This is a genomic window from Pseudomonas sp. P97.38, assembly GCF_001269745.1.
Lineage (GTDB): Bacteria > Pseudomonadota > Gammaproteobacteria > Pseudomonadales > Pseudomonadaceae > Aquipseudomonas > Aquipseudomonas chlororaphis_E.
The window spans coordinates 197,702-221,268 of the sequence record NZ_LHVJ01000010.1 but is presented as its reverse complement, the minus strand read 5'-3'; the positions used below and the strand labels follow the sequence as shown (position 1 = coordinate 221,268).

General features: G+C 61.4%; 20 protein-coding genes and 1 pseudogene. 9 read left to right on the top strand and 12 right to left on the bottom strand.

Translation table 11 applies throughout. The annotated features are described in order from the left end of the window. Positions 1–34: 34 nt before the first annotated feature. The 9 genes from napE to AD664_RS05565 form a co-directional block, all read right to left on the bottom strand. Positions 35–202 (bottom strand): periplasmic nitrate reductase, NapE protein, encoded by a 168-nt coding sequence (gene napE / locus AD664_RS05605; protein WP_042728643.1) that lies wholly within the window; start codon positions 200–202, stop codon positions 35–37. Between the two features lie 247 nt (positions 203–449). Next, positions 450–1,148: an outer membrane protein gene (locus AD664_RS05600; protein ID WP_042728642.1), complete on the bottom strand. Its 699-nt coding sequence runs from the start codon at positions 1,146–1,148 to the stop codon at positions 450–452. A 75-nt stretch (positions 1,149–1,223) separates the two neighbouring features. Next, positions 1,224–1,700, bottom strand: coding sequence for an SRPBCC family protein (locus AD664_RS05595; RefSeq protein ID WP_053145018.1), 477 nt, complete (start codon positions 1,698–1,700; stop codon positions 1,224–1,226). Between the two features lie 56 nt (positions 1,701–1,756). Continuing rightward, positions 1,757–5,176 (bottom strand): beta-ketoacyl synthase N-terminal-like domain-containing protein, encoded by a 3,420-nt coding sequence (locus tag AD664_RS05590; RefSeq protein ID WP_053145016.1) that lies wholly within the window; start codon positions 5,174–5,176, stop codon positions 1,757–1,759. Positions 5,177–5,254: 78 nt separating this feature from the next. After that, the gene (locus tag AD664_RS05585; protein ID WP_053145014.1) at positions 5,255–6,334 is read right to left on the bottom strand and encodes an acyl carrier protein; all 1,080 of its coding nucleotides are present in this window, start codon (positions 6,332–6,334) and stop codon (positions 5,255–5,257) included. A gap of 121 nt (positions 6,335–6,455) precedes the next feature. After that, positions 6,456–8,219 (bottom strand): FAD-dependent monooxygenase, encoded by a 1,764-nt coding sequence (locus AD664_RS05580; protein WP_053145012.1) that lies wholly within the window; start codon positions 8,217–8,219, stop codon positions 6,456–6,458. Between the two features lie 3 nt (positions 8,220–8,222). After that, complete coding sequence (locus tag AD664_RS05575) at positions 8,223–8,834, bottom strand: HAD-IB family hydrolase (protein ID WP_053145010.1); 612 nt, start codon at positions 8,832–8,834, stop codon at positions 8,223–8,225. Beyond that, positions 8,824–10,344, bottom strand: a complete 1,521-nt coding sequence (locus tag AD664_RS05570; protein ID WP_053145008.1) for a class I adenylate-forming enzyme family protein — start codon at positions 10,342–10,344, stop codon at positions 8,824–8,826. Before AD664_RS05570 ends, AD664_RS05575 begins: the two co-directional genes overlap by 11 nt. Positions 10,345–10,423: 79 nt before the next feature. After that, positions 10,424–11,437, bottom strand: a complete 1,014-nt coding sequence (locus AD664_RS05565; protein ID WP_053145004.1) for an SDR family oxidoreductase — start codon at positions 11,435–11,437, stop codon at positions 10,424–10,426. A gap of 490 nt (positions 11,438–11,927) precedes the next feature. On the opposite strand from AD664_RS05565, the gene AD664_RS05560 reads away from it, so the two are divergent. Continuing rightward, positions 11,928–12,524, top strand: a complete 597-nt coding sequence (locus AD664_RS05560) for a TetR/AcrR family transcriptional regulator (RefSeq protein ID WP_053145003.1) — start codon at positions 11,928–11,930, stop codon at positions 12,522–12,524. A gap of 39 nt (positions 12,525–12,563) precedes the next feature. Here the strand turns inward: AD664_RS05560 and AD664_RS05555 are convergent, their stop codons facing one another. Continuing rightward, complete coding sequence (locus tag AD664_RS05555) at positions 12,564–13,379, bottom strand: helix-turn-helix domain-containing protein (RefSeq protein WP_053145001.1); 816 nt, start codon at positions 13,377–13,379, stop codon at positions 12,564–12,566. Positions 13,380–13,473: 94 nt separating this feature from the next. On the opposite strand from AD664_RS05555, the gene AD664_RS05550 reads away from it, so the two are divergent. The 3 genes from AD664_RS05550 (at position 13,474) to AD664_RS05540 (ending at position 17,114) form a co-directional block, all read left to right on the top strand. Continuing rightward, a complete protein-coding gene (locus AD664_RS05550) occupies positions 13,474–14,445 on the top strand; it encodes a threonine dehydratase (protein ID WP_053144999.1) in 972 nt (323 codons plus the stop codon). A gap of 430 nt (positions 14,446–14,875) precedes the next feature. After that, a complete protein-coding gene (locus tag AD664_RS05545) occupies positions 14,876–16,198 on the top strand; it encodes an APC family permease (protein WP_053144997.1) in 1,323 nt (440 codons plus the stop codon). 130 nt (positions 16,199–16,328) lie between these two features. After that, on the top strand, positions 16,329–17,114 hold the full coding sequence (locus AD664_RS05540) for an EAL domain-containing protein (RefSeq protein WP_053144995.1): 786 nt from the start codon (positions 16,329–16,331) through the stop codon (positions 17,112–17,114). A 1-nt stretch (position 17,115) separates the two neighbouring features. Here the strand turns inward: AD664_RS05540 and gstA are convergent, their stop codons facing one another. Further along, a complete protein-coding gene (gene gstA / locus AD664_RS05535) occupies positions 17,116–17,715 on the bottom strand; it encodes a glutathione transferase GstA (protein WP_053144993.1) in 600 nt (199 codons plus the stop codon). A 140-nt stretch (positions 17,716–17,855) separates the two neighbouring features. Between gstA and AD664_RS05530 the strand changes: the two genes are divergently transcribed. The 4 genes and pseudogenes from AD664_RS05530 to AD664_RS05520 all read left to right on the top strand — a co-directional run bounded on the left by AD664_RS05530 (position 17,856) and on the right by AD664_RS05520 (position 20,750). Beyond that, complete coding sequence (locus AD664_RS05530; protein ID WP_053144991.1) at positions 17,856–18,782, top strand: transcriptional regulator GcvA; 927 nt, start codon at positions 17,856–17,858, stop codon at positions 18,780–18,782. A 121-nt stretch (positions 18,783–18,903) separates the two neighbouring features. Further along, positions 18,904–19,671 (top strand): annotated as a pseudogene (locus tag AD664_RS28135) (PAS domain-containing protein); the annotation flags it as partial. A 3-nt stretch (positions 19,672–19,674) separates the two neighbouring features. Further along, positions 19,675–20,259, top strand: coding sequence for a methyl-accepting chemotaxis protein (locus AD664_RS28130; protein WP_371260945.1), 585 nt, complete (start codon positions 19,675–19,677; stop codon positions 20,257–20,259). Between the two features lie 101 nt (positions 20,260–20,360). Next, complete coding sequence (locus tag AD664_RS05520) at positions 20,361–20,750, top strand: hypothetical protein (RefSeq protein WP_157061543.1); 390 nt, start codon at positions 20,361–20,363, stop codon at positions 20,748–20,750. A gap of 272 nt (positions 20,751–21,022) precedes the next feature. Here the strand turns inward: AD664_RS05520 and AD664_RS05515 are convergent, their stop codons facing one another. Continuing rightward, positions 21,023–21,661, bottom strand: coding sequence for a response regulator transcription factor (locus tag AD664_RS05515; protein ID WP_053144985.1), 639 nt, complete (start codon positions 21,659–21,661; stop codon positions 21,023–21,025). Between the two features lie 103 nt (positions 21,662–21,764). Here AD664_RS05515 and AD664_RS05510 point away from each other — a divergent pair, with 103 nt between their 5' ends. After that, positions 21,765–23,375 carry a hybrid sensor histidine kinase/response regulator gene (locus AD664_RS05510; protein ID WP_053144983.1) on the top strand — a complete coding sequence of 537 codons (1,611 nt, stop codon included), beginning with the start codon at positions 21,765–21,767 and terminating at the stop codon, positions 23,373–23,375. Positions 23,376–23,567: the final 192 nt, after the last annotated feature.

Sequence of the window (23,567 nt, the reverse complement as noted above, 5' to 3'; positions counted from 1 at the left end):
AACGGGCTCCAGCGCGTTGAGCAAAAGTCATCCGTCAGTTAGGCGGACCGGGCGGGCCGTAGAGCATCTGGAAAAACCAGACGAGAAACCCGTAGCCGCCGACGATGGCGACCGATAACAGCGGAAAGAGACAGACAACAAGGAACAGGAACAGCCGGGTTTCCTTGCGGCGTTCGGGTTTGCGATCTTCAGCCAATGACATGGGCAATCTCCAGCCGACCTGGATTGATACTAGCCCATGATGTTTGTGTGGTTTATGGGGTCGGTATTATCCGACCAGCGGTCAAGAGGCGGTGTAGCAGCCCGCCATGTCGATGCCTGCCCTAAAAAATGTGGGAGCAAGCCTGCTCGCGAAAGCGGCCGACCCGCCAGCAAACAAGCCGACTGAGCCAACGCCTTCGCGAGCAGGCTCGCTCCCACCAAGGGGGACTTCGGTGTTCGGTGTCGGCTTACAACCAGTAACGCAGCCCGAGCATCAGGGACTGGGCCTTGTACTCGGTTTTCACATCGCCCTGGGGCAGGTTCTGGATGTCGCCGAAATGGGCTTCACGCGTCTTGAAGTAGCGGTAGTCCAGGGACATGGACCAGTGCTCGGCGAGTTCGAAACCGACCCCGGCACCGAGTTGGTAGGCCGGGACCGTATCGCGGTGGCTGTTGCCGAACTGGACGCCGCCGGCTTCCAGGCCGCTGATGGTCAACACCGCATAGCCCAGCCCGCCGCCGACGTAAGGCGTGACCCGGTTCAACGGCGCTGGCAGGTTCGAGACGTCGTACCAGAGGTTGGCCATCAGGCTGCTGGCTTCCTCTTTCCCTTCGCCGTCGATACTGCCGCCGCCTTCATAGACCCGGTGATTGAACTGGGTCAGGGTGTTCTTGCGGTAGCTCAATTCCAGTTCAGGTCGCAGCCCGATCGGCAAGCCCCAGCCCAGCGCCAACCCGGTGGCGTAGCCGGAATGCAGCGGTTGGTTGTATTGCATCTCGACGAAATCGAGGTCGTTCTGGTTGAGGTCCTGGTCGGCGACCCAGTTCAGGCCACCCATGGCACTGACATAAGGGCCAAGCGTGTCAGCGAAACTGGACGCGGGGGCGATCAGGCCCAGGCCGATGATGCCCATGACGAAAGAGTGAGTGGTTTGCTTTAGGTTCATGCTCGATCCGAAGTGTTCTGTGATTGAAAAGTCAACGAAGCGTGTCCGGGGACCGGTGCACGGCCCCCGGCGTACTCATACGAGGTGCAGGTGCGCTGCGGTTCGCTCGGCTCCCGGGCTTCGGGAGGCGTTCGTCCGCTGCTCAGCCAGGGTGCAGAGGTTGTCCAGTGCCTTGGTCATCGCCGCCGTCAGTGCTTTGCGCAACAGCCCGCGGTAGAGAAAACTCAATGGACCGGAGATCTTCGCGCTATGGATGACATGGGTTTGTTCGGCGCCAAGCCTGCGCATCCGATGATCGAACTCAAGGTCGATCCACAGCAGCTTCGCGGTGTTGCGGTAGCTCTCCTGCAGGCTCACGGCCTCCAGTTTCAGGGGCATGTTCAAGCCGTTCTTGAGAACACATTTGCCGTGCGTCCCGGCCTGGAATGGACCCTCGAGTTCGCAGTGGCGAACGTCGGTGTCCCACAGCGGCGCTTGGGAGAAATCGCTCCAGATCTTCCAGATCTCGGAAGGCGGCGATTTGACTACGATTTGCACGTTTACATCGTTCACGGCGTCACCTTGGTTGGGGGCTCGATGAGGTTCAGGGAAGCGGTCATTCAACGTCCTCAGGCAGCGGGCGCGGACTGGCTCAGCACCTGGGCGGTGATGCTGGCCTGACCGATTTTTTCGCCACGGTTGAACAGGTCGATGTAGATGCGGTTGGTCTTGAATGACCGCAACTGCGCATCGAACCCGGCTTGCGGCGCCAGTGACAGCGGACTGTTGCGCGCAATGGGCCGCTCCAGGGTGAAGCTCAAGGCCAGCAGGTTCATGGGGGTCTTGAGCGGGATATGCAGGTGAGTGTGGGCAATCTGCATGTAGCACTGGCGGGCCACTTCGAGGAAATACGCCATCGAATGGTGGTGCGGATCGCCTTCATGGAAGAAGTGCCGGTCAGGCAGTTCCACCGTGTCCACGCTCAAGCCCTGGGCGATTCCGCTCATCTCACTGACGATGACGTTTTCTTCCCGAGCCTTGTGCAGCAGCGCCTTGTCGCGGCAGGGCGCGGCGGTGAACGCCACGGCCGGCGAGGTCTCGAACGCCGAGCTGTGGGCCATTTCGAGTACGCAGGTGCACATCAACTGGCCGCCCTGCATGACTTTGGCGGTGAACGCCTGCGCATCCTGGCCCTGTTCCAGGTGCAATTGGATCGGTGTTTCTTTTTGCACGTACTGCTGGAACTTGATGCTCAGGCGCTTGATGTAGGCGGCGCGGCCACCCGACGGCGGCGTGGCGAGTTCGAGCAATTGCAGCACGCCTTCGATCAACAGGATGCCGGGGACGTGGTCCAGCGGGTGATCGAAGAAGTAAGGGTGGGCCTCGTTGACCACCAGCTGCGCCTGCAAGGCATGCGGACCTCGCCGGACGTCGGCGATCACGATATTTTCCTTGCGACGCGGCCGCAGCGCCGGACGCTGGGCGTCAGCCCCCCGGTGCAGGGCGAAGAGGCCTTCCATGGCGCGGACCCGGACCCGTAGCCCGGTCAGCAGCGTGCTGGTGAGCATGTCGCTGAGCTGCAACACATCGACACCGTCGTGCTGCGGCTCGCGCACCCGGTTGACCGGCCGCACGGGTGGGATGAGTTGTTGCAGTTCGTGGGACGCTGAATGGGCGAACCGCAGCATGAACGGCAACTTGATGGGGGCGGTCGTGGCGTCTGCGTCCTGGTGCCATTCGCGAAGTTTTTCGGTGAACAACCACATCACTGTCTTGCCGGCGTCGCGCACCTCGATCACGGTATGGCTCGCCTTGCGCAACGTCACCGCCAACAGGGTTTCGATGCCCGTGGCTTCAGCCAGGAAACCGGTCATGTCCCGCAGCGAACCCTGTGCAGGCGCTGGGTCAGGTTGCAGCTCGCAGACCTCGACGTGGGGGTATTGATCGCGCGGCATGCCGGCCAGGCGGCAGGCTTCGTCCAGTGAACGGGCAGCGTGGGCCAGCACGGCCGCGCGAATCACCAGCAAGGGTTTTTCGCGGGCATCTGCCTGATGACGGCGCAGGGCAAGTACACCCAGCCCTTCACCTTGCAAGGCCGGGGAGCGCTGGGCCCGTTCGACCTCGATCTCACCGCTGATAAAGCGTCCGGCCCCGAGCAGCAGCGTGGTGATGCCGTCGTTGAACCATTGCGGGGCAGCCAGCAGGGTTTGCCAGAACAGGCCCGTGGTGCCCACCAGGGTCTGATGGAAACCCCTGAAGTCAAAGATCTGCGCCGGGTACCCGGACAGCATGTTCGGCAGCATGGTTGCCACGTCCGTGACCTCGACGCCCGGTGGCGTCCCTTCGGCATGGCCGTAGAAATGATGGGCGCTGCTGTACGCGTTGCTGAAACGCTCGCCGCCCATGTTGCAGCACATGACCATCGCCGTGGCGGGCGAGCCGGCGACACCCGGCAGGCGGCGCAGCAGGTGATTGACGCGGTCGGTGATCAACAGCTTGAACGGATCGACATGGGCCAATGGCTTGGGGCCCATGCCGAAACCGTCGATGTCGATGAGCTGGTCTCGGGCAAGGAATTTTCCCTGCAACAATGGTTGCTCGGGCGTCACGGTGTAATCCACGAAACGCCCGTAGGGGAACACCACCGAAGGGGCCGCCGGCTGGTCGAGCTGTTGCTGGAAGGCGTGCAAGGAACTGTGGCTGCCCAGCGCGGCTTCGGCCTCGACAATCGCAAGGTCCAGCATCAGCACGCCGGGAGCAACCCGAGGGGCGGCGGGCGCGTGGCCGGGCACGTATTCATCCACCACCAGGTGAGCGTTGGCCCCGCCAAAGCCGAAGCTGGAAATGCCGACGCGGATCGCCGAGGAGCGCTCCGCCAGCGTCTGCACCTGCCCGGTGGCAAGCCGCAGGCACGTCTCATCGACCTTGGCACTGGGGCGATAGCCAGGCTGGGGTGGAATGCTTTTGTGGCGCAGGATCATCAAGGCCTTGGCCAGCGAAGCACCCCCGGCGGCCGCCAGCGGGTGGCCAATGACCGACTTGATCGAGCCGATGGTGATTTTCCGCTCGTCTGGGCGGTGGCCAGCGAAGAAACTGTTCAGCGAAGCCAGCTCGGTGGCATCACCCAGCGGGGTGCCGGTGCCGTGGGTTTCGATGTAGTCGACGTCGCTCGGGTCGAGGTCCGCATAGGCGCGCTGGTAAGCGGTGAACTGCGCCTGTTTGCCGGGCGCGAACACTGAGCCTTCGGCGCCGTCGGCGGACAATCCCAGGGCCCGCAGGACCCCCAACGGTTGGCGCTGGGCAAGCAAGGCCTGGGCGACGGGCTCGACCAGAAAGGCCACCGCGCACTCGCCCGGCACGATGCCGTCGGCATCCTGGCCGAAGGCTTCCATTTGGGCGCGGGCAGAGAAGGCCGTCAGTTGAGAGAATCCGAGGAACAATGCCGGCGGCAATACCGTGTTGAGCGCCATGACGATGGCGTTGTCGGCCTGTCCACTGTTGACCAGCGCCTGGGCCATGTCGATGGCGTAGGGAAACGAACTGCAAGCGGTGTCGACTGACAGCGCCGGGCCGCCCAGGCCAACCGCCGCGGCGAGTTCCGCCACCTGTTCGCCCGGCGTATAGCCTTGCTCTGCAGCGGCTTTGGCGGCCATGCCGCTGACGAAGAAGCTCTCGTCGCTCCAGGACGTCGCCACCACCAGGGCCGTGCGCTCGCGGGCCAGGGTCGAACCTTGAGCGGAGAGTTGGCCGAGCAGTGTCTGGAGGACTTTCTGACCGATAGCGACTTGTCGCCCTTCATGTCGCGAAGGGGTTTCGGGGTCATCGGTCAGGCAAAAGGCCCTGTCCAGGTAGACGCGATTGCGTTCCCCCGGTTTTGCCGAATAGATCGACGCCTTGTCCAGTTCCCAACGGGCCGGCATCGATTCGATAGGCGCTATCTGCCCCTGGGACAGCAGGTGCCAGAGCGCGTCGATGGACGACGCCCCTGGAAATTCACCGGCCATCGCACTGAAGCAGAAATCGCCTGCTGTGGTCACTGCGCCACTCATACCTTGTCTCCTGATCGCCAAAATGCTGGGTGATCGGCTCGATCACCCGGATTCCATTCCTGTATTGCGCAGCGTGTTTCAGCCCAGCCTTGCCAGCAGTGACAGGGCGTCCTGGGGCGTGCGACGGGACATCAGCGCTTCGCCGGCAAACTCACTGGCCGAGCAGTGTTGGGCCATGGATTGGCAGAGCGTTTCGCGGCTGAAGCCATTGAGGCCCAATTGGGCGAAAGGTGTCTGGACATCGATCGACTGCGCGGTGTCCGCGACCAGCGGCGACAGTGTGTCGAGCAGCAGGTTGTGGGCCGGCGCCGGCGTCTCGGCCGTGACCGCCGCCGGGGCGGGTTCGCAGGCCTCGGGCCCTGGGCCGGCAAGGGCGGCATCGATCAGGGCGATGGTCGCCTGCGGGTACTTGGCGTTGGCCAACTCGGAGCTGTTGGCCTTGAGCTGTGGCCACGTGGCGACCACGGATTCGAGGAAGTCCAGTTGCACCAGCGAGTCGAGGCCCAGGCCTTCGTAGGTTTGGTTCAGGTCGATCTGCTCGGCCGAAAAACCGGTGATGGTCGCCAGTTGCGCCAGTACCCAGGCTTGCACATCCACCGCGGGCGCTTGTGGGTCGGCTTCAAGGCGAGCCAGCAGGGCCGTCGGGGTGGGCGCATCGAACAGCTGCGAGGTTTGCGCCTGCTTTTCCGGGAAGTGCTGGGCGAGGGATTCGAAGATGTCCACCAGCCCCAGGGAGTCGATGCCCAGGCTCTCGAAACTTTGATCGAAGTCGATCTGCTCCTGCTTGAAGCCGGTGGCCGAGGCGATCTCGGCGCGCAACCATTGGGCGTAGTCGAGTGCCGCAGGTGCTTCGACGACGGGCGCCGCGGCCAAGATCGGCGCCGTGGCGTGGACCGTTTCGAGCACCGCAACCGGCTTGTTCACCGGGGCATCGATGCCTTGGGCATAGACCCCTTCGATGACTTGCTTGTGCGCGCTGAAGTAATGCGCGGTGACGGACTCGGCCTGCTCCAGCAGGCGCATCAGGATCGATTCCTTGGCGACATTGGATTCGCACAGTGAATCGATGATCTTTTCCGAAAGGGAAAAATAGCTGTGGGCTATTTTTCCATTGGACACGATGAATTCCTGCACAACATCGTTAAGTTGCAAGCGCATGAGGTTCTCCTAACCGAAGTCGGTAGACGTTTCTGTCAATAAGAAAAATCAAAAAGTCATGGCCCAGGGCCGGGCCTTGGGTGAATCCACCCATCAAACGGGCAGTAGTCGACAGGGCGACTTAAAGTTGGAGTTCTACTGCGTCAACCTCGGACGGTGTTGTTCTTGTGGCACCCTTGAGTAACCCGGACCTCAGGTTCAGATACGCCACCAGGGTCATGGCGTCGGCGCCCTGGAAGGCAATGTAGCCATCAGGACGAATCAGCATCAGCGTGCCCTCGCTGGCGTGGTAGCGCTTGTGCAGCCGCCAGTCAGGGTCGAGCAACGTCGAGTGCCAGGCGGGCAATCCGGCGCTGCTGAGGGCGTCGATCACGCAATAGGCCTTGATGCCCGGGTAGTCTTTTTCCACGGTCTGGGCCAGGGTGTAATAGCCCGGCAGCAGCGGTGAAAACTGATCGGCCCCGGTGAACACCAGCAGCGTGAAGGTGCCGTGGAACAGGTCGATCAAGCGTTTTGCCGGCAGCCCTTGCAGTTGCCACAGCTCGACATCCGGCGCCAGTTGCCCCGCGCGCGGCGCCGCGCTCTGGAACTCGGGCTTCTGGCCTTTGCGGTACCAGTTCTTGCGCTGTTTCTTCGTCAGCGACTCCTGGATGTAATCGCTTTTAGCGTAGTGGTATTGGTGACCGGAAATCATCGACGGCAGCTTGCGCTGGACCTTCTTGCGGTTGCTCAACAGCGGCAGGACATTGTCCCGCAGCCAGACCAGCGCGCGTTGGCGGACGGTGATCAGGCCGGTCAGGCGGTGGGCGGTGTTCTCGACTTCGAGGGCGACCGGGTAGCGCTCGTCGTTATAGCTGTCGAGCAGGGAGGGCTGCGCCAGACCCTGCTCGACGTAGGCCATCTTCCACGCCAGGTTGTAGGCCTCGGAAACCCCCAGGTTCATCCATTGCCCGCCGATCGGGCTGCCGATGTGCGCGGAGTCGCCCACCAGGAATACCGAACCCTGCTGCATCGTCTGCACGCGGCGATGCTGGAACGAGGCGATGGTGGTCGAGGAGATGTTGGACAGCGTCATCTTCTGCCCGCGTCCTTCGCACAACCGCTGGAAGTTTTCCAGGCTCAGGGAAGGGCGCTCGCCTTCCGGCGGCAGGTTGTAGGGCATCTCGATGAACAGGCGATAGCGGGATTGGGCGCTGATCGGCGCGACCGCCACGTAACCGTCCTGCGCACCGAGGAAGAAGGCGCCTTCGTCCTTGCTGCCGGACCACTCGATGTCGGCGTCGGCCAACATGAAGAAGCGGTCGTAGGACGAACCTTCGAACGTCATGTCCAGGCGTTTGCGGATGTTGCTGCGCGCGCCGTCGCAGGCGGCCACCCAGCGGGTGGTCAGCGTTTCTTCGTGGCCGTCGGCGTGCCGCAGGGTCATGTTCACGGCGTCGGGCTGGTTTTGCAGGTCCACCAGCTCGGTGTTCCACTCCACCTGCGCGCCCAGTTCATTGAGCCGCTCCAGCAGCAGTTTCTCGGTCTGCGGCTGCGGCAGGCTCAGCAGCAACGGGTACGTCGCATCCAGGTAGGAGAAGTTGTAGTTCAACACCCGCTTGGCGTTCGACTGTACCGAAAACTGGTTGATGGTGAACCCATCGCTGACGGCTTGGTCGGCGATGCCCAGGTCGCGGAAGATTTCCAGGGTGCGCGAATGGATCGCCATGGCCTTGGTCGCGGTGGAAGGGCCGGCGTTTTTTTCGATGATGCGAAAGCCAACCCCCCATTTTTTCAGCATGATTGCCAGGGACAGGCCAATCGGGCCGGCGCCTACGATCATGACGGTGGGGGCGCTGCCAGGGCGCTTGAAATACGTGGGGGCCAACGTGCTCAGAGTGTTCATCGGTCAGTACCAATTTCTGTAGAAGGGAGAGTGAGCGATGCCGAGCAGGGCATCGTCGCCAGATGAGTCGCCGTAGGCATAAATGTAGAAGTCATCGAGGTTGCTCAAGCAGCCCTTGAGCCGTGTGACTTTCTCTCTCTCAACGCAATTGGTGCCGCAAATGCCGCCCGTCAGTTTGTTTTTCGCCGTGGCCAGGCGAGTGCCGCAGACATAGTCGAAACCCACCGCCTGGCCCCAGGGGATCAGGTAATTCTCGGGCGAGTTGCTGACCAGCGCGGTGACATGGCCCATGGACTGGTGCCATTGCAACCGGCGCAGGGCCTCGGGCCGCAGCCACAGTGGCAACAGCTCGGTGATGAAGTACTTGGCGTGCGCGCGCTCATCGTCCACGGACAGGCCGCCCAGGTAACAGGCGATGAAGGCCAGCCGGGCTTGCATCAACGGGGTGATCCCGACGACCACGCTGAGCATTTTCGGCAACAGGGGAATGATCCTGAGCCAGAACGACCGGGTACCGGCGATGTAGCGCATGTAGCGCCAGAACGTGTGTCGGTCGGTCAACGTGCCGTCGAAATCGAAGACGGCCAGTACCGGTCGGGTGTTGTCAGCTTGCATAAGCCACTTCCTTGAGCGCGATGATTTCGATGGTCCTGGGCAGCTTGAAGCCCGACAGGTAGCGCGAGAGCAGGGTGGCGATCGCGTTCTGGGTCAGGTCGGCGCTTCCTTCCACGCACAGATGCAAGACGTTCACTTCCTTGTTGTCCGGGACGATGTAGGCCTTGGCGCGCGTTACGCCAGGGTGTTTCAGGGCGATGGATTCGATTTCCGTCAGGTCGACCATTTGCGCCTTGATCTTCGAGATCCGCAGGCGCTGGCAATAGAAGAACACATGGCCGTCTTCGTCCTGCCACACCAGGTCTCCGGTGTGGAACCAGCCATCACGCCAGAACCGGGCGTTGGCGTCATCGGCATCCAGGTAACCGTCGATTACCATCGAACCGCGGATCAGCAATTCACCGATGCGTCCGCGGGCAACGTCACGGCCCTCGGCGTCGACGACTCGCAGTTCCACACCGCTGATCGCGCGTCCCATGGCACCGCGGTGGACCTGGCCAATCGAGCTCTGGACGATCACCGGCATGCTTTCGGTCAAGCCATAGCCTTGCAGCACCGCGTTGCAGCCGAGCAACTTGCCCAGCTTCTCGGCTTCGTCGGCCGGCAGGTGGCTGCCGCCGGAATAGACCATCAATTTCGGGTGCATCGGCAACAGCGCGCCCTTGCGCTTGGCCAGGCGCGTGTTGAAGTAGCGGATCACGTCGGGCACCAGGCAGGCGAAGCTGACCTGATGTTCGGACAGGACTTCAGCCAGGTCGCGGTTGAGCAGCGTGTTGGTCATCAGCAGGGTGGCGCAGATGCTCAACGGAAACACCATCATCACGGACAACCCGAAGATGGCGTAGAGCGGCAGCGTCACCAGATGGACCGACCCGACGCCTTGCAGATGGAATTGCTCGTGCAGCCCGTCGCTCGATTGCGTCAGGTCGAGATAGCGGTGGGCCACGGCCAGGGGTTTACCCAGGCCCCGGTAGGTGAACTGCACCGAGACCACCGGGTTGTCCTCGGGCAACATCAAGGGCTCGGCCTCGTGCGGCACCTGCGCGACGGCAGTCGCATGGGCTGGCAGCGCCGCCGACGGCTCGTCCCCAACCTCCAGCGCCAAGGTATGGCGGATGCCGGAGTCCGGGTGGAACAGCTCGCTGTGCTGCACCGCCAGCGCGGCAGTCGTGACCACCAGCGTTGGCCCGGCCAGGCCGATGACGTTGGACATCTCGAACGGCGTCAGCTTGTGGTTGAGGATGACCGGCACCGCGCCGCGGCCGATGATCGCCAGGTAATAAGCGATGAACGCCACGCTATTGGGCAGCACTAACGCAACTTTATCGCCGGGGACAACATCGAGCGTTTTGAGCACACCATTACAGCCCTGTGCCATGTTTCGCAATTGACGGTAAGTGACGGTTTGTTCTTCCGCGTCCAGATACTTGATGGCTATCTGATCGGGGAAAGATTCCGAAAAACCGACAAAACGATGCAGAAAACCTTCTTTACTGGAAAGGCTTTTCATATACCAACCTCTTTCAATCCTTGGATGTATGGCGTGTCTGAAAAGTGCTACAGAGGCAGGCTATAGTTGTTCTTTGTCATCAAGCATCTAGGTAGTTATTGTTTCGATACCAGTTCAGCGTATCGGTCAGGGTTTCACTGACAGGGCGGAACTTGCAGTCCAGCTCCCTTGAACTCTTTTGATGGCTGAAGTGTGTGCGGCCTTGCTCTTGTTCCATGAGTTTGACCGTGGAAGTGCTGATCAACACCGGTTTCTTGGTAAGACGGTAATAACCTTCGTAGACCAGGGCGATGATGCGCAACATGAGCAAAGGCACTTTGCGTTCCGGTGCCTTGATTCCACTGACACTGGCGAGCGCCTGGAAAATACTCTTCATGTCCATGTGGTTGCCGGCGGCCAGGTAACGTTCGCCGGAACGACCCCGGGTGATGGCTGCGATCTGATGCTCAGCCACGTCACGGGCGTCGACCACGGAAAAACTTCCAGGAAGAACACCAGGGAGTTTTTGTCCTACAAAATCGAGCAGGAACTGTCCCGAGGAGGTCGGGCCAATATCACCGGGACCAAACATCCAGCCCGGCAATACCATGGCGATGAACATGTCGGGGTGCTGCACTAGAAACGCTTGGACCTTCTGCTCGGACAGTATCTTGCTCAAGTAGTAATCGTCCGCTTCCTGCTCACTGCGAGACATGGTTTCGTCGATGACTTGATCTCGGTTGCCCTTGAGCACGGCAATGGAAGAGGTGTGCACGGCACGACGGATGCCGGCGGCATAAGCGGCTTGCAGCAGGCGTTCGGTGCCGGTGACGTTGGTGTCGTAGAGGTTTTGCCAGTGCTTTCCGCCTTTATAGCTGTCGCGGAAATAGGCGGCCGTATGGAACAGGGCGTCGCAACCTTGCAGGGCATGGCTGAAGGCGTCGACATCGAGCATGTCGCCTTCCACCAGTTCAACGGGCAGGTCGCCGAACTGCTTGCGCCCCTTTTCGAGGGAGCGAACCAGCGCTTTCACCTTGATTTTGCGCTGTAGCAGCGCATGGACGACGTTGTTCCCAAGCAGGCCCGTAGCGCCTGTAACGAAGGCATATTCCATTAAGATCCAGCTCCTTTGGGGTGACCCTGGCGTTGCATCGGATGGCTGTCGCTGACGCGAAGCGCGGACCAGGCGTTGGGCTTCACCAACGGCGCAAGTAAAAACCATTCGGTATCTGAAAATCAAGCGGTATTTATGTGAAGCTTTTGTGGTTCACCGCAAAAGCGCCCGCGGGCCTGAAAAAAACCGGGTTTTACCCAAGGGATCATCGGTGGCCGCACGTGGTCGCGGGGCATTTTCCAATGGGTGTCGAGGCCAGGCGACGCTGTTCTAATGGCACAGTAAGTCGCAGCCGACGACTCATCTTGCATTCGTCTTCGGCTGCCCCAATACATGGCGATTACATGGCACCTGCTTAAAAGTTTAGATGCGGGTGATTAATACGAGCGCGTATAAGATATGATGGCCGTCACGGGTTTTTTGCCGGCAGGAGCCAATGCTTGCATTCAGTTACAAATAGATATTTTCGTTGGCTAAAGGAGCCGAGGGCGTGATTAAAAAGAGACTAGGTCGAGAGGAAAGCCAGCAAGTAACCAGAGACAGATTATTCGATACGGCCATTGATCTGATGATCAAGAAAGGCTTTCACGCGGCCAGCGTGAACACCATTTCCGAGGAGGCTGGTTATTCGAAAGGGGCATTTTTCTCCAACTTTTCAAGTAAGGCCGACCTGTTGTTGCAATTGGCGCAGCGGTTCAAGCGAGTGGAAATCGATCGGTTGGGCTCGACCCTGGCGGCCGGTTATACGTCCGAGCAGTTGACGCAGGGCCTGAATGCCTACATCGACACCCTGAAAGATAACGCCAATTGCGCGATCCTCGACGTCGAGTTGCAGTTGATTGCACTGCGCGATGCCGAGTTTTCACCGCTCTACAATGATCTGCATGAAGAAAACAGCATTGCCTTGGGCAAGCTCATTACCATCATCTTCAATCATGCGGGCAAGAAACCGCCGATGGAAAATGCCACGCTTGCAAAGACCTTCACTGCCTTGTCGGAAGGTTTGATATTGCAAGGGCATAAAGATCCGGCGGCAGAAATCAAGTTGGTGTTGAACTCGCTGATTCAAACAGCCGAGCCGCTCTAGGCGCTCATTCGCCGAGCATCTTTCAGATCAGTGCCTAACTCAACTTCTGGAGTGCCCGCGTAGCTGTGCCGGGCTGATGCCCAGACGCTGCCTGAAGAGCGTCGTCATGTGCGCCTGGGAATTGAAGCCGCAGGCGAGGGCGATCTCGGTCAGCCTGGCGCTCGTGTCGCTCATCAAGGTCCGGGCCTTGGCCAGACGTCGGTCGATCAGGTAGCTGTGAGGGCTTTTTCCCGTCGCGAGCTTGAATGCCCGGATGAAGTAGCCTTCGGACAACCCCAGCAGCGCTGCCATCGCCGGTACGCCGAGTGGGCCGGCGAGACTTGCGTCAATGAACTCGTCGAGCAGGCGCATGCGTCGGCCGGTGATCGAACCGGGAGGAGGCGCCGGCAATCGTTGGTGGCCCGTCACCCGTTCAGCCAATCCCAGCGCCCAGGATTCCCAGTCGTCCTGCGCCGAAGCCCGCAACAGCGCGCCGCGCATGCGGTGGGCGAGGGCAATGGCCGGCGGGTCGATGCGATTGTTGAAGGCCCGTTCGTCCTCCAGCGCAACGCCGTCGGTGCGCAGGATGCGCAGGTATTCACCGCCCTGGGGTGATTCGGAGAACACATCACACCCCACCGGGACGAAGGCCAGGCCGTTGGGCATGGCCTCGAACGGATGCACCCGGTCGCTGCCGATGGCGTGCAGGCCGCACTGGCTGTCGAAGGCGAAGCCGATCGAGGCCTGGGTTGCGACATAGCGGGTCGCGTAGGCGCAGCCCGGCAGCAATTCAATCGCCCAGGGGCCTGCCTCGATACGCCGGATCGGTTCGGGTTGGAGCGGCGGCAGGCGATTGCGGCGGTGCATGAGCGACATAGTAGTGAAGAAGAGGGCTGAAAGTCAGGTCAGTTTTCTGGAAGCCCGCCGGTGGCGCCCATGACTAGACTGGGCAAAACCTGGAGGTGACCCTATGCACCAACTGACGCTCGACGATATCGAACAAGCGGCGCGCAACATATACCCAACCATGCCGGCCACGGCTCAGTACGCTTGGCCCTTGCTGGCTGAACGGCTGGGTTGCACGGTGTGGGTCAAGCACGAGAACCACACGCCCACCGGGGCATTCAAGGTTCGCGGTGGCCTGACGTTCATGCACTGGCTCAAGCGCGAGCACCCCGAGGTGAAGGGCGTGGTCACCGCGACCCGGGGCAATCACGGCCAGAGCCTCGCATTGGCGGCAAGGGCGTTGGGCTTGCGGGCGTTGATCGTCGTGCCCCAGGGCAATTCGCTGGAGAAGAACCAAGCCATGCGCGGCTTCGGTGGCGAGGTGGTGGAGTTCGGTCGCGATTTCGATGAGGCCCGCGAGGAGGCCGCACGCTTGGCGCAGCGGCAGGGCTTGTTTCTGGTGCCGCCGTTTCACGCCGAGTTGGTGAAGGGCGTGGCGACCTATGGGTGGGAGTTGTTCAAGGCGGTGCCGGACCTGGACACGGTCTACGTGCCGATCGGCTGCGGGTCGGGGATCTGCGCCGTCATCGCCGCCCGTGATGCCTTGGGCTTGAACACCGAGGTGGTCGGTGTGGTGTCCACTGAGGCTGCGGCGGCGAAGCAGTCGTTCGAGACCGGGACCCTGTGCGAGACCCCCTCGGCGAACACCTTCGCCGACGGCCTCGCCGTGCGCAAGCCCATACCCGAGGCATTCGCCCTCTATGGGACCGCGGCGGCACGGATCGTGGCGGTCGACGATCGTGAAATTGCCGAGGCCATGCGGGTCTACTACACCGACACACACAACCTCGCCGAAGGTGCCGGCGCCGCCGCGTTGGCGGCGCTCATGCAGGAGCGTGACGCGATGGCGGGGAAACGGGTGGGGGTGATCCTGTCGGGCGGCAACGTTGACCGGCCGGTGTACGCGAGGGTTCTGGGGGAGCAGGCTCAAAGTTAACGGTGAACATCTTCGCGCATGCGCTCTGTCAGTGCCAATGAAGTCGACTGACCCACCGCCTTCGCGGGCAAGCCCGCTCCCACAGCGTTATTGGGTGGACACAGGATGTGTGTCGACCACAGATCCCCTGTGTGGGAGCGGGCTTGCTCGCGAATGCAGTGAATCAGTTGATGAAGAGGTTGGCTGACCCACCGCCTTCGCGGGCAAGCCCGCTCCCACAGCGTTATTGGGTGGACACAGGATGTGTGTCGACCACGGATTCCCTGTGCGGGAGCGGGCTTGCTCGCGAAGAAAAGGCTTCAGCCGGCTTCAAGCGCCATCCCCGGAACATTTCTGAACTTTCCCCTGGCCGATATTTCCATTGCTTAAGCACCACGATGCAGCCGCCTGGCCCAAGCCAGCAGGCTTCGAACGATCGCCAGAGCCGAGAGTGAATGTGACCCCAAAATCCTCCAGAACCCCGCTGCGGCGCGCCGTGACCGGACCTTTGTTGTTTCTCTTCATCCTTGGCGATGTGCTGGGTGCCGGTGTCTACGCGCTGGCCGGGACCATCGCCGGACAGGTGGGGGGAGCGATCTGGGTGCCTTTATTGGTGGCGCTGTTCTTCGCCATGCTCACTGCCGGCTCGTATGCGGAACTGGTTACGAAGTACCCGCAGGCCGGCGCGGCGTCGGTGTTCGCCGAAAAGGCGTTCCGCTCGCCGTTTCTCTCCTTTCTGGTCGGCTTTTGCATGCTGGCTGCGGCGGTGACCAGTGCAGCCGGCCTTTCGTTGGCGTTCGCGGGCGATTATCTGGCAACCTTCATTCACGTCTCGCCTCACATCGCTGCCTTGGTGTTCCTGGTGATGATCGCCTTGTTAAATGCCCGGGGAATCAAGGAGTCCCTGGGGGCAAACCTGGTCATGACCGTCATCGAGCTGTCGGGCCTGATACTGGTCATCGTCGCCGCGGCCTGGTTTTTCCGTTCCGGTGATGCCCATCTGCACAGTGCGCTGCAATTCAAACCGGGCGTCAGCCCATGGCTGGCGGTGTTGAGTGCGGCATTGTTGGCGTTCTATTCGTTCGTCGGATTCGAAACCTCGGCCAATCTCGCCGAAGAAATACGCGACGTGCGCAAGGTTTATCCGCGCGCCTTGTTCGCCGCGTTGCTCACCGCCGGCGTGGTTTACATGGCCGTGGGCGTCGCGGCTGCCTCGGTGCTGCCCATGGATGAATTGGTCGCTACTTCGGCGCCTTTGCTGGAAGTCGTCCGCGCCTCGGGGTTGAGCGTTTCGCCGCGGGTCTTTGCCTTCATCGCCCTGGTCGCCGTGGCCAATGGCGCGCTGCTGACCATGATCATGGCCAGCCGACTGGCCTATGGGATGGCCTGCCAGGGCTTGCTGCCGGGGGGCTTGGCGCGAGTCCTGCACAAACGGCGCACACCGTGGGTCGCGATCATTGCCACCACCCTGGTCTCCATCGCGTTGACGCTGACAGGCTCTCTCGCCACATTGGCCGAGACCGTCGTGCTCTTGCTGCTTTTTGTTTTCCTCAGCACCAACCTGGCGGTGTTGGTGCTGCGCCGCGATCCGGTGGCGCAAGCGCATTTTCGGGTGCCCACTTGGGTGCCCCTCCTTGCGATCGTCTCGTGCCTGGTCTTGCTCAGCCAGCAAAGCCTGGAAACCTGGTTGCGCGGCGGCGCCTTGGTCGGTGTGGGAGGTCTGCTGTATCTGTGCACGCGAATGGCAATGCCCGTGGCCGTAAAACCCGGCTAGGTGTTTGGGTGCAAACCGATGCCGGTGATCGACGGCGCTCCAGAAAGCCAGGCCTTTGCCGATTCAGGGAGGGCTGACTAGAGTCTTTGCACCGGCAGGGACGTACCGTCAACGCAACGGAATATCGATCATGACCGAACACTCCCCCCGTCAAACCTTCAAGTCCCTTGGCTGTGCCGAGTGCCGCAACCATGAGGCGCTCGGGTTCGATTTCACCATGGCGTTCCAGCCGATCTTCAATCTGCGTACTGGCGCTGCGTTTGCCTATGAAGCGCTGGTCAGAGGGATCAACGGTGAATCGGCGAGCGACATCCTGGGGCAGGTGAATGACGGCAACCGCTACCGGTTCGACCAGGCATGTCGCGTGAAGGCGATCGAAGAGGCTACCCGGTTGGGCCTTCTGGACCTCCCTCGATGCCTGCTGAGCATCAACTTCCTGCCCAACGCTGTTTACCGGGCCGAGACCTGCATCCGGGCTACGCTGGAGGCGGCGCGTCTGGCCAATTTTCCATTGGATCGGTTGATGTTCGAAGTCACCGAGGGCGAGAAAGTCGACGACCCTGACCACCTCAAGTCGATCTTCACCGAATACGAGCGCCAGGGGTTCACCACCGCGATCGATGATTTCGGCTCCGGCTATTCGGGTCTCAACCTGTTGGCGATGTTCCAGCCGCAGGTGCTGAAGATCGATATGGCGCTGACCCGTGGTATCGACCAGGATCCGGTGAAACAGGCCATTGTCGAAGGGATTCTCCTGGTGGCCAGGCGCCTGGGGATCCTGGTCATTGCCGAAGGGGTCGAGACCCCAGGGGAAAGCGCTGCGCTGGTGGGGCTGGGCATCGAGCTGATGCAAGGCTACCTGTACGCGCGGCCGGAAATAGGGCGCCTGCCCACCTGCCGTTTCGATGTGACGTAGGTCAGGCTGCTTCGGCGGCCATGGCCGCCTGGACGCAGGGGCGTGCTTCGATACGCTCCATGAACGCCATCAGCGCCGGCCAGTTGTTGATCTCGATGCCGAGCCGTGGCAACCATTCGAGTACGCTGAACAGATAGCTGTCGGCCAAGCCGAAGCGGCCCATCAGGTACGCCTGTTGTTCGAGAGCCCGGTTCAGGTAGTCGAAACGCCTGGACAGTTTTTCCCGGAAGATGACCTTGGCCGAGGCGGCCATGCCGGCGTTGAACAGTGGCGCGCAACCGCTGTGGATCTCGGTGGCAATGAAATTCAGCCACTCCTGCAAGCGCACCCGTTCCCAGGTGCCATTGGCCGGCGCAAGGGAGTTGCCCGGGACTTGGTCGGCCAGGTACTGGACGATGGCCGGTCCTTCGGTCAACACGTTGCCGTCATCCAGCGCCAGGGCCGCGACATAGCCCTTGGGATTGATGCTCAGGAAGTCCAGCCCGTCGGCGGTGCGCTTGGTCTGGTTGTCGACCCGGACCAACTCGAATGGCAGGCCCAGTTCCCGCAGGACGATGTGCGGGGACAATGAACAGGTCATGGGGGCAAAGTACAGTTTCATGGTGTTCCTAAGGGACGGTGGAGGTTCGCTGGGGCGATTGCCTTGGCATGCGTCCCTAGAATCCCTGGCAACGGCAACATGTTCAAAGGACATTTGCGGTGCTAGCGTATGACAAAACCTCATGAGCATCGTGTCGCCCCATGATCAGCAGAATTCCCTCCCTCAATGGCCTGAAGGCGTTCGAATCGGCCGCCAGGCACATGAGCTTTACCAAGGCTGCCGAAGAGCTGAACGTGACACAGACCGCCGTCAGCCATCAGATCCGGCGGCTCGAAGAGGAGTTGGGCGTGCGTTTGTTCCTGCGGCTCAAGGACGGGCTGGCCCTGAGCCGTGAGGGCCAGGCTTACTTTCCCGGCATTCGTTCGGCGTTCCACGAGCTGCGCCATTGCACCGAGGCCCTGCTGGAGACGCGCAATCACAGCGTGCTGACGATCAGCACCCTGGTTTCATTTGCTTCCAAGTGGCTGTTGCCGCGATTGGCGTCGTTCCAGCAGGCATTTCCCGGCATCGATGTGCGTATCACTGCGTCCACCGAGTTGGTGGACTTTCGCAAAACGGGCATTGATGCTGCTATCCGCTACGGGGCCGGTGACTGGCAGGGACTGCGGACCGACTGGCTGATGTGCGACGAGATCTTCCCGGTGTGCAGCCCGCGGTTGCTGGAGGGCTCCGGCGCCTTGCGCAACCCGGGCGATCTGGCCAGCCATACCTTGTTGCAGGTCAGTGGGCAGACCCAGGGCGACTGGAACGCTTGGCTGGAGGCCGCCGGCCAGCCGGCGCGGCTTGCCGAGGGCTCACGCCTGACATTCGACCTGGCGATGATGGCGGTGCAAGCTGCGGTGGATGGCTTGGGGGTGTGCATCGGGCGCTCGACGTACGTCGAGGACGACCTCAAGGCCGGGCGCTTGGTAGTGCCCTTTGACCTGAAGTTGAAATCCGATTTCGGTTTCTATCTCGTGAGCCCCCATGAAACGGCCGGGACCCAAACGGTGCAGGCGTTTAGGACCTGGCTGCTGGAGCAGGTCAGAGGCCCCGACAGACCGGCATTCAGTGACTTGCGCGGGTGACGCGACCAGCGTTTTTCTGACGTCAAAACATAATTGTGTTGCGGTGTATAAAGCCCCTGATCCGCGGGTCGATAGCCCTTTTGAAGTCCAATAAAAATTTCGGGTTCGCAGAGGGTATGCCATGTTTAACACAGCACTGAAAAGTGAACTGTCGGCCAGGACGGCCGAACTGGCAACATACAAGGGATTAGTCGGCGCGCTTGAACGGTCGATGGCCGTGATCGAGTTCAGTCCCGATGGCAAAGTCCTTCGTGCGAACGAGAATTTCCTGAAGACGATGGGCTACCGTGCCGACCAACTGGCAGGGCTCTCGCACCGCGATTTCTGTACCCCGGCGCTGGCCGGTAGTGCCGAGTACCGCGAATTCTGGAACCAGCTGCGCTCTGGTCAGTTTGTTTCCGGTACGTTCCAACGTCGCGGTGGGCAGGGCCAGAACATCTGGCTGGAAGCCAGCTACAACCCGGTCGTCGACGAACAGGGCCGCGTCGTCAAAGTGGTCAAGTATGCACTCGATGTCACGGCCAAGGTCGCGAGCGAGGCGGAAACCCGTGGCCGGCTGGCCGCGCTCGACCGAGCCATGGCGGTGATCGAGTTCGACCTGGGCGGCAATATCCTGACCGCCAACGACAACTTTTTGCACGTCATGAATTACTCACTGGGCGAGCTGAAAGGTAAGCACCATCGGATGTTTTGCGACTCGGACCTGGTCAACAGCGCCGAATACAGTGATTTCTGGCGACGCCTGAACGCCGGTGAATTCTTCAGCGGCCAGTTCAAGCGCCTGGGTAAGCACGGCAAGGTGGTGTGGCTGGAAGCGAGCTATAACCCGGTGTATGACGCCGAGGGCAAGTTGAGCAAGATCGTCAAGTTCGCCAGCAACATCAGCGAGCGGGTGGAGAAGTTCGAAGAAGACTCGCGCGGCGCCTCCCGTGCCTACCATATCTCTGCCGAGACCGAGCGCGTCGCGGAGCAGGGGGCTCAGGTCATCCACCAGACAGCCAAGGAAATGCGCGAGATCGCCGACAACATCGGCGCTTCCGCACGTCTGGTCGGTCAATTGGGCGCGCGTTCGGAAGAGATCACGGCGATCGTCAACACCATCCGCGGCATTGCCGACCAGACCAACCTGCTGGCCCTCAATGCCGCCATCGAGGCTGCACGGGCCGGTGACCAGGGTCGGGGGTTCGCGGTAGTGGCCGACGAAGTCCGGCAACTGGCCGGGCGTACCAGCCGCTCGACGTCGGAGATTGCCGAGATGATCGGCAAGATACTGTCCGAAACCCGTGACGCGGTGACCAGCATGAACGAGACCCACGAGGGGGCCTTGCGCGGGGTCACGCTGGCGGATCAGGCCGGCTCGGTCATCGTCCAGATACGGGCCGGCACCACCGATGCGCTTGAGGCGGTGAGCATGTTCGCCTCCAAGCTCGACGAGTCCGAGGTCATTCCCAAGACGGCCATCGGCTGGGTGGGCTGAGCCCTGCAGGCGTAGCGACTAGCCCATCTGTGCTATTCAGAATGAACTTCCGAGCCTGGATACTTTGGCGCTTGTGACCATCCAGGATCTCGGGAGAGTACATGAACGGAGTCGTTCGTTTTTGCAGTGTGATCAGTGCCACGCTGCTGTGTGTTTCAGTGGCCCATGCCGGTAGCCAGGCCTGCACGATGGAAGGTGAGATGACGGTCATGGGCCAGCATATCGAGGCCAAGGACTGCGTGCAGGCCAGCGATGAGCAGCCGGTGGCCAAGTTCCGTTCAAGCTGTGAAGCCTATGCCAACATGCCGGTCGCCCTGGGCGGAGAGGCGGGCCGGATCACCTATTCGCAAACCTGCCCGCAAAACCCCCAGGCCACCTGCCTGAACGTCAACGGACAGGGGGTGGATTTCTATTACTACAAGCGCACGGCTGAGCTGCTGGAGAGCACCCGCAAGGGGTGCACTGTGAGTGGCGGTACCTGGAAGGAGTGAGCGAGGCCGGCGGTTGGAGCGTCCACGGGTGAGGCGACGCCCGGCGTTCGAACGGGCCATTGGATGTCTCTGTTCGATACGATCCATGCACCCTGGTGTTTCGGCGCGCAGTCGGGAGTGTTGGCGGTTGCAGGTTTGGCCATTCCAGCCACCTTTCAGGGGCGTTCACAGCTTAGGAGGGGAGGGTAGGACGCGGCTATAGTACAAGTGTTCTATGGCATGGTGCGCTGGCAGGGAGGATAAATCCCACCGTCGGTCTACCGGTGTCGGGTTCAGCTCTGTGAGTTGACGGGCCATCCGCCGTTGACGGGGAAACTGGAGAATTGTGCCGCTGCCGCCGCACGGGTAGGCACGCCCAGGGATTTGAGCAGGCTGGAGACATGGATGCGTACAGTGAAGGGCGAGATGCCCAGGTCCCGGGCGATTTCCTTGTTGGTCTTGCCGGCCGCGATCAAGCCGAGCACTTCCCGCTGGCGTGCAGTCAGTTGGGCCAGTGCATCGTCCAGCACCGAGTTTTCAGCCTGGTATTTCACCACCACTTCGCCTTCGCGGATGGCCATGATGGCGTCGGCGATGCCGGCGGGGTCGATGTTCTTGCCGATGAAACCGTCAGCCCCCAGCGACATGACCTGGGTAATGACATCCACGTCATCGACCATCGAAACCACAATGATCGAGGTGCGCTTGAATTCACTGCGCAATTGGCCGATGACTTGCAGCGACGTGATACCGGGAAAGCGCAGGTCGAGTATCAGGGTGTCCACTTCCAGCCCGGCCCGCGCCAGGGCCAATACTTCGTCCAGATTGCCGGCCTGTTCGATGGTGGCCGTCGGTATCAATCGTTCGACGGTCCGCAGCATGCCCTCGCGAAACAAAGGATGGTCATCGGCCACAATTACTCTGCACGTCATGCTCCAGATCCTCCTGACCTTCAAGTCAGCGCATCGTAACCTAAACGGCCCCCTTGGGTTTCAAGTTTGAAACAACCTTTCATGTTGGGAAAATCCTGTGACCATGACAGAAAAGAATAGCGAGCTGGACCAGGCCACTTTGAGGTTGACGGTCAGCACCTGCGCTTCGCTCTACATCATCGTGGTGGCGTGCCTGCCTTCCAGTGACTTTGCCACGTATATCCCGATTATGTGGTACATGGCCTTTTTCATCAGCGTCGCAGTCCCGTTGCGCATGGCCATAAAGCGTTGGCCGGGGCATTTTTTCCTGCGTCGGCTCTTTGCCATGGCACACGACTACTCGGGTATCTCGTTTGCCATGATCGTCGGGGGCGAAGGCGCGCTGCCGGTGTATGCGGCATTACTCTGGGTCACCCTGGGCAATGGCATGCGCTTCGGTTCGCGTTATCTGGCGGCCGCCACACTGATTGCCCTCGGGATGCTGGTCATGATCTTCCTGCTCACGCCGTTCTGGCGGGGCCAGCCCTACATGTTCCTGATGCTGATCGTCACCACCGTCGTCGTGCCGGCCTATGCGCACATCCTGTTGACCCGGACCCGCATTGCCTCGGAAGAAGCGATTGCCGCGAACCAGGAAAAGTCGCGCTTCCTGGCCCAGGCCAGCCATGACCTGCGCCAGCCGATTCACTCCATCGGGTTGTTCACCGCATGCCTGCGCGATGCCCGGCTGGGCCAGGAAGAACTGCGGCTGGTCGATAACATCGACCGCTCATTGCACATCGTGTCGCAACTGTTTCGCTCGATCCTGGACATCTACACCCTCGACAACGGGCAACTGGAGCCGCAATCGGAGCCCGTGCACCTGGGCGCGCTGCTGCAGGACGTGGTCAAGCAGAACACCGAGGCGGCGCGCTGGGCCGGTGTCGAGTTGCGCCTGCGGCCCTGCCACCAGTGGGTCAACGTCAATGCCGGCCTTTTGGCGACCATGGTGCAGAACCTGATTTCCAATACACTGAAGTACGCCCCCGGCAAACCGGTGCTGATTTGCGTGCGGCCCAGGGGCAATGGCCTGGCCATCGTCATCTACGACAAGGGGCGCGGCATTGCCGCCGAACATCTGCCCGAAGTGTTCAAGGAGTTCTACCGGGTGCGTCACGTCCGCGACAAGGACGTCGAGGGGCTGGGCCTGGGGTTGTCGATCGTCAAGCGCATCAGCCATCTGATCAACCTGCAGATCCGGCTCGATTCCAGGGTCGGCAGGGGAACCTGCGCCGCCATCGAAGGCCTGGAAAAGGTCGCGCCCCGGGCGGCGCTGGCGCGTACGCCGCCCACGCAGAGCCGCTTGCAGGGCTTGCGGGTGTGCCTGGTGGAGGATGACGCCAACGTGCTGATGGCGACCTCGGCGCTGCTGGAAAAGTGGGGTTGCGAAGTCGAGACCCACAGCGACGGGGTGGGCGTGACCAGCGACTGCGACATCATCATTGCCGACTTCGATCTCGGGACGAAGGTCTCGGGTTCCGAGTGCATCGCGGCGATCCGCGAGCAACGTGGCTGGGAGGTCCCGGCGATGATCATGACCGGCCACGACATCGAACGGATCCGCCATGCGTTGCACCACATGAACATCTCGATCCTGGCCAAGCCCGTGCGGCCCCCGGAACTGCGCGCCACCTTGATGGAGCTGACCAAGCATTTCGCCAGCCTCAGGGTATGACGCCGTGGACCGACGCGGCCCCATCACCCTTGCACGGTGTGAAAGAGTGGATTGCAGCGTGTGCGTATTCCTGTATCGGCGCTTTGGGCAGAAGATGACGTCACTGACCTGCACGCCTGGCCACAGGTGTGGCGGAGTATCCCTGAACGAGGCGCCATGGCGCGGCTTTACGCTGCGGGCGCGAGGAGCTGA